This is a genomic window from Paenibacillus sp. 1-18, from assembly GCF_000520755.1.
GTDB lineage: Bacteria > Bacillota > Bacilli > Paenibacillales > Paenibacillaceae > Paenibacillus > Paenibacillus brasilensis.
The window spans coordinates 1-8,054 of the sequence record NZ_ASSB01000317.1; the positions used below are offsets into that span (position 1 = coordinate 1).

Genomic DNA, 8,054 nt, shown 5'->3' on the forward strand with positions numbered 1-8,054 from the left:
AGCATACGTTTCTTACATTCGCGAAAGCATCCATTTGACGAGCCTTGTTAACCGCAATCCGATCGACGAATTTCATGAGCAAATCATCCAAGCGTACGAGGAAATTCCGGATAAAATAAATAGAGAGTCGGCAAATATGCTATTAAAGCTCGGAGGTTCGAATAATCCGGCGATGTGGGAAAAGTTCGGGCTGAAGAACCCTACTTCCACTCGGACTTATATCATCAACGATCAATACATGGAGTACTTGCAGAATCCCGGTTCATGGAGCTCAGGGACGATCATCGCCTATTGGATTAGCAAGATTTTGAGGCCGGTATTCAGGCTGTCAAAATTCTGATGCAGCGTAGCTTTTACAAGGACGGTCGGGACGAATACGAGCGAACGCTCGATTCATCCTGCGCTGAAAATGCTGAAGCGAAGCGTTGACTCTGTGTTGACTTCGGACAAAAAGAAACACATCGCAAAGGCGTACAGGCCCCATGGCGAGTATTCAAAGTTGGAGTACTTTGAATTAAATCTGTTTCCCTAGAATCTTGATTATATATCTTGTCCGCTTCAATTTTATAATTGATATAAACATACCAACAATTGCCGCCAAAGCTATGGCGGCTTTTTTGCACTTATTTTGAGGGGGGATTTATATGCCGATGGCAACAAGCGTAGATGCTATAAAGCAGGCATTCTCATTGAATGTAACCGCCATCGGATATTGGGCTGATAGTCAAGCCTGATTTTGAGATTGAGCCGTTATTCTTCTCTTTTTCTCAGCAATAAGTAAACCTAGCAGTATATATCCTCTGTACACTAATCCAATTAAAAGCACTCCACCAGCAATGGCAAGGAGAATAACTAAAATATTAAGTATAAATAGAAATAACTCCAAAAAGACACCTCCAAAGTAAATTAGTCTTATTTATCTTATAGTAAAAGTCATGTCGAAGTATCATAAAGCTTGTCATAAAACAAAATAAGATTAGAAAGCAGTTGAATGAAAGAACTAAGTTATCCAAAAAGGCTAATGGTCAGAATAAAAGACTTATATCTGTGCAACTTTTTTTAGTTTTTCTGGTATATATGATAAAAAAATGAAATCAGGTGTTTATTCAATGAGACGAATTTTTGTTTCTCTACTTGTATCTTCCTGTCTTCTTATTTCTGGCCTGCTTCCAACGGCTCAAAGTTATGCAGAGAATTCAAATTCCAATCTTCCCGTTGTAGCAGAGGATGCGGCTGTGTTCTATCTGGTTCCGCACCAACTGACTGCCGAATTAAACAAATCTTCTTTATCGCTGGATTCCGTCTCCATAAAGGTCGCTCCCCTGCTAAAGAAAAATAATCATTTGTATTTCCCGTTCAAATGGCTGGAAACAGCTCACTTGGCAACCATCAAGCGAGATGCAAAGACAGGCAGCACGTGGGCGGAGTTTGACACTGAGAACTCGGTACCTTTTTCCTCATTTCGGTTGATGCCAAACCAATCAAAGATTTTCAGGTACTCGGACGGAACAATGACAGCGCTGGATGAGTCAATCCCTAAAACGTTTATGAAAAGCGGTCAATTGTATATTCCTGCGTCACTCCTGCCTAAGATGGGAATAAATTATACATGGAGTAATGGAGTCATGCATTGGGTCTGGAACGATAAAGTAGCCAAAGCGCTTCACCCAACGTATACAACAGATAAGGAAAACATCACTTTTAGCGCATTAGTACAAAAAGAATTCGGGCATGCTTATGTTTTGGTGAATACAGGACACGGTGGTATGACAAGCTCCATTGGAGGTGGCATAAGCACGTTTAAGGGAACAGAAAAAACAACTGAAAAGTCGATTATAGTGAATGAGAGAACATTTCAGCGGATTGAATATTCAGTAGGCCTTCGCCCTGGTCCAAATCCACTGGAAATTTACACCAACGATAAAGGGTCTGCTAAGATTATGGTGCATCGCAAAGTATTAAACCCATCCTCCGTTCCTATTAGATACAACCATGCCGAGAACGAGCAAGACATCCGCTTCACCAAGCCGACACAGGGGTACCTCCGTTTACAGGCTGGAGATCCAATAGCAATTGCTGGAGTCGTGACTGCTACGTATCTGGAAAGCAATGAAGTTTCTTTCGGAGTGGCAGCATTTCAAAACGATGATTTTGTTGAAGTTGAAAAAAAGACTGTTATCCCGCTCAAACAGGATAAATCCTTTAACGGTTCTGTCATTATTCGAAAACCTGGTACTTATCTGGTCAATATTCTAAGTCCAGATGTATTCGTGGGAGGTAGTTCACCGTACGGCTCTGTCAAATGGGCTGAGATAGCAGTCGAAGTATTGCCTAAAACCAAAAAAATCCATAATTCTTCTCTTCCAAATCTAACACCAGCTAAATATGGACCAGTATATTAAAGGAGCAGCGACAGACACAAGACTTGATAAATAAAATCTTGTGTCCGCCGCCCACTGTTGTTGTCAAAAGAAAATAAAGTACTTGACTAAGTTAATTGTAGTAACGTAAATAGAGGATGGTTAGTTCAATATATGAGCTAATCTCCTCTATTTTTTGTTTAATAGAAATTTAAACTAAGGGTTTAAAGCTTAGTATAATTTATTTAATATATTGAGGAGAAAGGATTTCGTTGGGAGTGGAGCTGTGAGAGTACAAGAAGTAATTCTTAATGATAATAAAAAGAGATATTTACTGTTGGATGAGGTAGGTGTTCCAGTTGTTCCTGTGATGAAGTATTTAAAATACCTGGATCAGACAGGAAAAAGCAACAATACCCTGAAGACTTATCTCTTTAGCCCCTTAGTGAACTTGGACACTAAGGGGCTAAAGAGATACTACATTGAAACTATATTGAAAAGACTTTTGTGAAGGGTCATCGTATTCCAATCGATGACGAATTAGCTAATTTGTTAGCGGCTTTAATAAAAAAATCAATTGAGAACAGCAATGAGGACAACAATCCAGAAAGATACATCTTTATTCGATTTCGTGGTTCAAGAAAAGGAAAACCTTATTCCCAATTATGGGTTGGAGAGAAATTGAACTGCCTTGCAAGAAATGTGAACATCACTGATGAAAGCGGAAACGTATTCTACTTTAAAACTCATCAATTTCGTCACACCTATGCGATTAAGATGCTTAACGGCGGCGCAGACATATTAATCGTTCAGGAGTTATTGGCACATGCTTCTCCTGAGATGACAATGCGCTATGCCAAACTTCTGGATAATACTAAGCGCAAAGCCTTTGAAACAGTTGCCAAACAAGGCGTATTTAGCTTTGATATGAATGGGAAAATCCATGAGATTCTTAAGGATGAAGAAATCCCATACGATATCCTGGAAACGCTCTGGCGTGATCAGAAGCTAAATCGATCGATAATCCCTACGGTTCCTGTCGGGCCCGTGTAAATGGTAATTGCCCATACGCGGAAGCCCCCCCCTGCTTAACTTGTAACGGCGGTAGCCCTTGTAAAGACTTAGCTGTAGGTCTCTCTGACATGGATGCACCTAAGTACGAAATTCATATTCAATCTACTTATAAAATGATAGAAGTTGCCAAACAATACGACCGCGACGAAATTGCGGAGAAAAACCAAAAGAACCTTGAGCGTCTGTCCAGCATCTATGAGACGATCAGGAAAGGCAACATCGTCTTTGGGCGAATGGAGCGTATCAATGGAAAGCAAGGTGTAAAACATGTCTGATTACGATCGCAGAGCGCATTTAAAGCAGGTTCATGAGGATCGAAAAGCAAAGACCATACAAAGAGTGGATGAGTCGATTAGACGGCTTGTAAAAGCCAAAGAGGGCATCAATTTTAATAGTGTGGCAACTGATTCTGGCGTAAGCAAGGCAACGCTCTATAACAATCCTGAGATACGTGTGCGCATTGAATCGCTTCGTCAGCAGCAAGCTCAAGTGCCGACACCAAAACAAATCAAGCGAGAGATGGATGAAAACAATAAGGACGCCATCATTGCTTCGCTAAAACGTAAGATGAAGGAGCTCGAAGAAGAAAATAAAAAGTTGCGAGAACAACTTAAGTTTTCCTATGCGGAGGTATATCAAAAGATTTGAGGAAATGTCTGTTACCTTATTAAGCTCCCATGAAAATAAACTTAGCTCAAAACCTGAAAGTGAGCATAATAAAGTAGACCCAGAATAACACTTTAAAAAAAAGGCTGAGCCTCTGTTTTGATGCTTATGGAGTTGGGTGGTAGTATAGCATCGTTCTTCTAAAACAAAGGTAAGGCTGGTGCAACCAGTCAAAAAGGATTAATCTCCCATAAGTGCTACCCCTATTAGGTGCGACATTCTGTGATGCACCGTGATGGTTGGAGTCAGACTAACGGTTGTGCTCTAATGGCACCATAGTTCATAGACCTTCTTCTCCCAGCCCTACTAGAAGTATTGACAGAGTTCACCCATTTTCATTTTCTGTGGTGCAGCGCTGATCTTGCGCTGCATGTATGGCTAACGGGCAGTTTAGCGCAGCCATAATATTTAAAAATAAGATAAGGTTCACCGCTTTGTATCTAACAGTAATTTCTTTCGGAGCTTCAGATGTGACGCAGCGAACGTTTGTCAATTCCACTGTCGATTCACCGACAAGAATGCCTCACGTCTTCTACGTAACTATGAGCAAACCGCCGGCGACGATCGAATGAGAGTATGAAAAGAACTCCGAAAACTCACTACATTCATGGGTTTTCGGAGTTCTTTTTTAGAGTCACCCCTGTGCAGGGAAGGTCTTCATTTCTTAGATTTTTTGGAGCGTATGGACAAGCTTCGTCTTCTCGTCATCATCCTCTGTGTGGAGATACCCCTCTACAAGTCTGTACCCGAATACGAGAAGGATCATCTGGTAGATGCAATGGTCGTCGATAGGGGATACATCTGCATACTCCGAAAAGCCTTTGTAAGATGTTTCCTGGGTCGGAGGAATCGTTGCCATCGCCGCATCCATGCTGACCTTTATTAGCTACCGGTTAGATCGTAGAAATGCCAAGTATATGGCAGAAGGATTATAAGTGTAGCTAAAAAGATTAGCTACACTCCAACAGCCCTCCCCTTCCACCTCTGAATGAGGCGAAGAGAAGAGCTACGATGTAATGACCTTGATTCCTCTCAGATTACGAGCACAGGATGAGGAACATAAGGCGCTTCAAGACGTGCGACTTCTTCAGGCGTAAGATTGATTGCCAACGCTTTAACTGCATCATCAAGATGATTGAGCTTTGTTGCACCTATAATTGGAGCAGTTACGGCTGATTTCTGCATAACCCAAGCCAGTGCAATTTGAGCAGGGGGAACGTTGTGTTCTGTTGCAATCTCACCGACTATTTCAACGACTTTTTTATCTGATTCCTCCATAGCTGAGGATAAAGTTTTAAATAAGAAATCCTTCTGTGAGCGTTCACTTATTTCGTTCCATTTCCGAGTCAATCGTCCACGAGCCAGAGGACTCCATGGTATGACAGCCACTCCATCTGCTTGACATAGAGACAGCATTTCACGTTCTTCTTCCCGATACAGTAAGTTTAAGTAATTCTGCATCGATACAAATCGCGTCCAACCATTTATTTGGGCGACGTAATTTGCCCTTTGGAATTGCCAGGCATACATGGAGGAAGCTCCAATATATCGGGCTTTTCCAGCTTTGACAACATCGTGAAGAGCCTCCATCGTTACCTCGATCGGCGTGGTGCTATCCCATCTATGGATTTGATAAAGATCTACATAGTCGGTGTTGAGTCTTTTCAAGCTTTTATCGATCTCAGTCATGATTGCTTTTCGCGACAACCCGCGCCCATTGGGTCCAGTATGAACGGGATTGCCTACTTTGGTTGCGATCACGACTTCATCCCTCTTCGCAAAGTCTTTTAATGCTCTTCCTAAAATCTCTTCACTCGTTCCGTCAGAATATATATTAGCTGTGTCAAAGAAATTAATGCCTAAATCCAGAGCTTTTTTAATAAAAGAGCGACTATGTGTCTCCTCAATTACCCATGTATGGTTTCCACGCTCGGGAATGCCATAGCTCATGCAACCAAGTACGATAGGGGATACATCCAGACCAGTACGGCCGAGCTTCACATATTCCATACTTATCCTCTTTTCTATATTTCATTTGCAAACGAGTGGTACTTGTTGTATCTCATCTATTATTTTGAATAAGCATACTATTGAAGAGCCAGCGAAAGTTCCATCTGAAATATTGGGGTAGATGCCAATCTTCATAGTCTTTTAATACGCCTTGATCCAACCAGTAAGACTCTGATTTCCCGCTCGTTGCAGCTTTAGACACATAACTGATTGTTTCTTCCAGAAAGCGAATGACATCTGGAATTCTATCTGGAGTGGACACATCTCCATGCCCCGGAATGACAGTATCTACTTTGAGGTCTTTTTGAATGCGCCGAAGGATGCGTATCCAAGCGTATGGATTACCGTGTGGCATGACCGGAATCGTCTTGTTGGTTATTAAATCACCAGTAATCAAGGTTCGTTCTTCAGGAACGTACACAACGGCATCGCTTAAAGAATGGCCGCCTCCGTAGGATAAAACTTCGATAGTGCGCTTTGTTCCCTTAATAACTAGTTTATCGTCAAAAGTTATTGTGGGTATCACCCTTCGAAGGGAAGGGATAGCATCATACAGGGTTTTCTGCACGGAAAGATCATAGTCGATTTCGGTAAGCATGTGCGGACCTCTTTGTTGTGAACGTACTTGAATTAGGCTATTTATTAACTTCTGAGTGTTTTGTTGCATGAGATCAATATTCACTTCGCCCATATCAGATAGCAAATCTCTTGTCCAAACGGTAGATATAAATTCGCTTTTCATAAATTCCTGATTGCCGTTAACATGATCTCCATGAAAATGTGTATTCACTACATATTTAACCGGTTTGTTTGTTAATTGTTCAGCCGTTTGACGTAAGAAAGCACCAGAATGCGGCAGGTTGGTTGTATCCACTACTACGGTTAAATCCCCAAGATCAATAATTGCTGCATTCCCCAGAGAACCGCTGCCTGGAACCGAAATAGCAGCCCAGATACCTTCCGATGCTTGTTGAATCGTGAAATATTTGTTGTTCATTGTTATACCCCTTTAGTGTTTGTTGTCACTTGTATTCCATTAGCAACTTTAGCTTACAAGTTAGAGTCAACTAGAAGTCAAGAGATTTTTAGGGTAAAGTTAGGGGCGATTGTAAATATTGACTTTGAGTTAACTCTAAGTTGTATTATAGTTTTCAATATCAACATAAAAAAAGGAGGAGCAGGAATCGGATGTTTACGATAAGTCAGGTGTCAGAAAAAACGGGATTAACTCCCTATACGATTCGTTATTATGAAAAAATTGGGGTGCTACATGAACCTAAGCGTAGAAATGGAGGGGCACGTGTCTATTCAGAAAGCGAGGTTTCGTATATACAATGTTTGAATAGATTAAAAAAATTGGGTATATCGCTTGAGGAGATTACGGAATTTACTCGTGATGGATGTGTGCTGGATAAAATTCAACACGGGGAAGATCTTGTTAATTTTACTCCCACCTTACACAAACGGATTGAAATTCTTGAGAAGCATCTGGTGGAACTGGAAGCCAAGCGGCAGGAACTTGAGTACATTATTTCCCTCACCAAAGAGAAGCTTGCCCTATACCAAGAACTTACGAAAGAAGACATGATAAATACTAGATAATGGGATGCCTGGGCTACGTTCGGTCGCCTCGGTCCTGACGGGACGTATTACTCCCCCGAGCAAATCCACGAGATGACGTTGGTGAACTTACATGAGGAATTCGCTCAAATTCGGAAAGCTAGTGACGTGTTCGCGATGCTTTAAACAGCCGAAATGATACATCATCCGTTCAACTAACGGTGAACGATAGTTGAACATAAAGGGTTTCACATATTAGTCATGACTAATATGTGAAACCCTTTATTATATCTGAATTTCTTAAATTTAGGTCTTGATAAACTAGGCAAATAAAGTTGTAGACTGAGGAAATAAAGTATTAGACGCCCATGCCGCTAACGCAGC

General features: G+C 41.3%; 6 protein-coding genes and 4 pseudogenes. 6 read left to right on the forward strand and 4 right to left on the reverse strand.

The features are described from left to right. Positions 1 to 340 (forward strand): annotated as a pseudogene (locus L693_RS28365) (accessory Sec system translocase SecA2); the annotation flags it as partial. Between the two features lie 384 nt (positions 341 to 724). On the opposite strand, the gene L693_RS30750 reads toward L693_RS28365, so the two are convergent. Then, on the reverse strand, positions 725 to 886 hold the full coding sequence (locus L693_RS30750) for a hypothetical protein (protein WP_197030014.1): 162 nt from the start codon (positions 884 to 886) through the stop codon (positions 725 to 727). A 223-nt stretch (positions 887 to 1,109) separates the two neighbouring features. Here L693_RS30750 and L693_RS0120295 point away from each other — a divergent pair, with 223 nt between their 5' ends. The 3 genes and pseudogenes from L693_RS0120295 to L693_RS0120315 all read left to right on the forward strand — a co-directional run bounded on the left by L693_RS0120295 (position 1,110) and on the right by L693_RS0120315 (position 4,082). Then, complete coding sequence (locus tag L693_RS0120295) at positions 1,110 to 2,402, forward strand: hypothetical protein (protein ID WP_025719475.1); 1,293 nt, start codon at positions 1,110 to 1,112, stop codon at positions 2,400 to 2,402. A gap of 244 nt (positions 2,403 to 2,646) precedes the next feature. Further along, positions 2,647 to 3,709 (forward strand): annotated as a pseudogene (locus L693_RS29475) (tyrosine-type recombinase/integrase). Then, positions 3,702 to 4,082: a DUF6262 family protein gene (locus L693_RS0120315; protein ID WP_025719481.1), complete on the forward strand. Its 381-nt coding sequence runs from the start codon at positions 3,702 to 3,704 to the stop codon at positions 4,080 to 4,082. Before L693_RS29475 ends, L693_RS0120315 begins: the two are co-directional and overlap by 8 nt. Before the next feature lie 682 nt (positions 4,083 to 4,764). On the opposite strand, the pseudogene L693_RS0120320 reads toward L693_RS0120315, so the two are convergent. The 3 genes and pseudogenes from L693_RS0120320 to L693_RS0120330 all read right to left on the reverse strand — a co-directional run. After that, positions 4,765 to 4,926, reverse strand: a pseudogene (locus L693_RS0120320) (aminoglycoside phosphotransferase family protein); the annotation flags it as partial. 206 nt (positions 4,927 to 5,132) lie between these two features. Beyond that, a complete protein-coding gene (locus L693_RS0120325; RefSeq protein WP_025719485.1) occupies positions 5,133 to 6,110 on the reverse strand; it encodes an aldo/keto reductase in 978 nt (325 codons plus the stop codon). A gap of 52 nt (positions 6,111 to 6,162) precedes the next feature. Then, positions 6,163 to 7,107, reverse strand: a complete 945-nt coding sequence (locus L693_RS0120330) for an MBL fold metallo-hydrolase (RefSeq protein WP_025719487.1) — start codon at positions 7,105 to 7,107, stop codon at positions 6,163 to 6,165. A gap of 191 nt (positions 7,108 to 7,298) precedes the next feature. On the opposite strand from L693_RS0120330, the gene L693_RS0120335 reads away from it, so the two are divergent. Beyond that, the gene (locus L693_RS0120335; RefSeq protein WP_025719489.1) at positions 7,299 to 7,712 is read left to right on the forward strand and encodes a MerR family transcriptional regulator; all 414 of its coding nucleotides are present in this window, start codon (positions 7,299 to 7,301) and stop codon (positions 7,710 to 7,712) included. Between the two features lie 3 nt (positions 7,713 to 7,715). Then, positions 7,716 to 7,856: pseudogene (locus L693_RS31625) on the forward strand (cysteine hydrolase family protein); the annotation flags it as partial. Between the last annotated feature and the right edge of the window lie 198 nt (positions 7,857 to 8,054).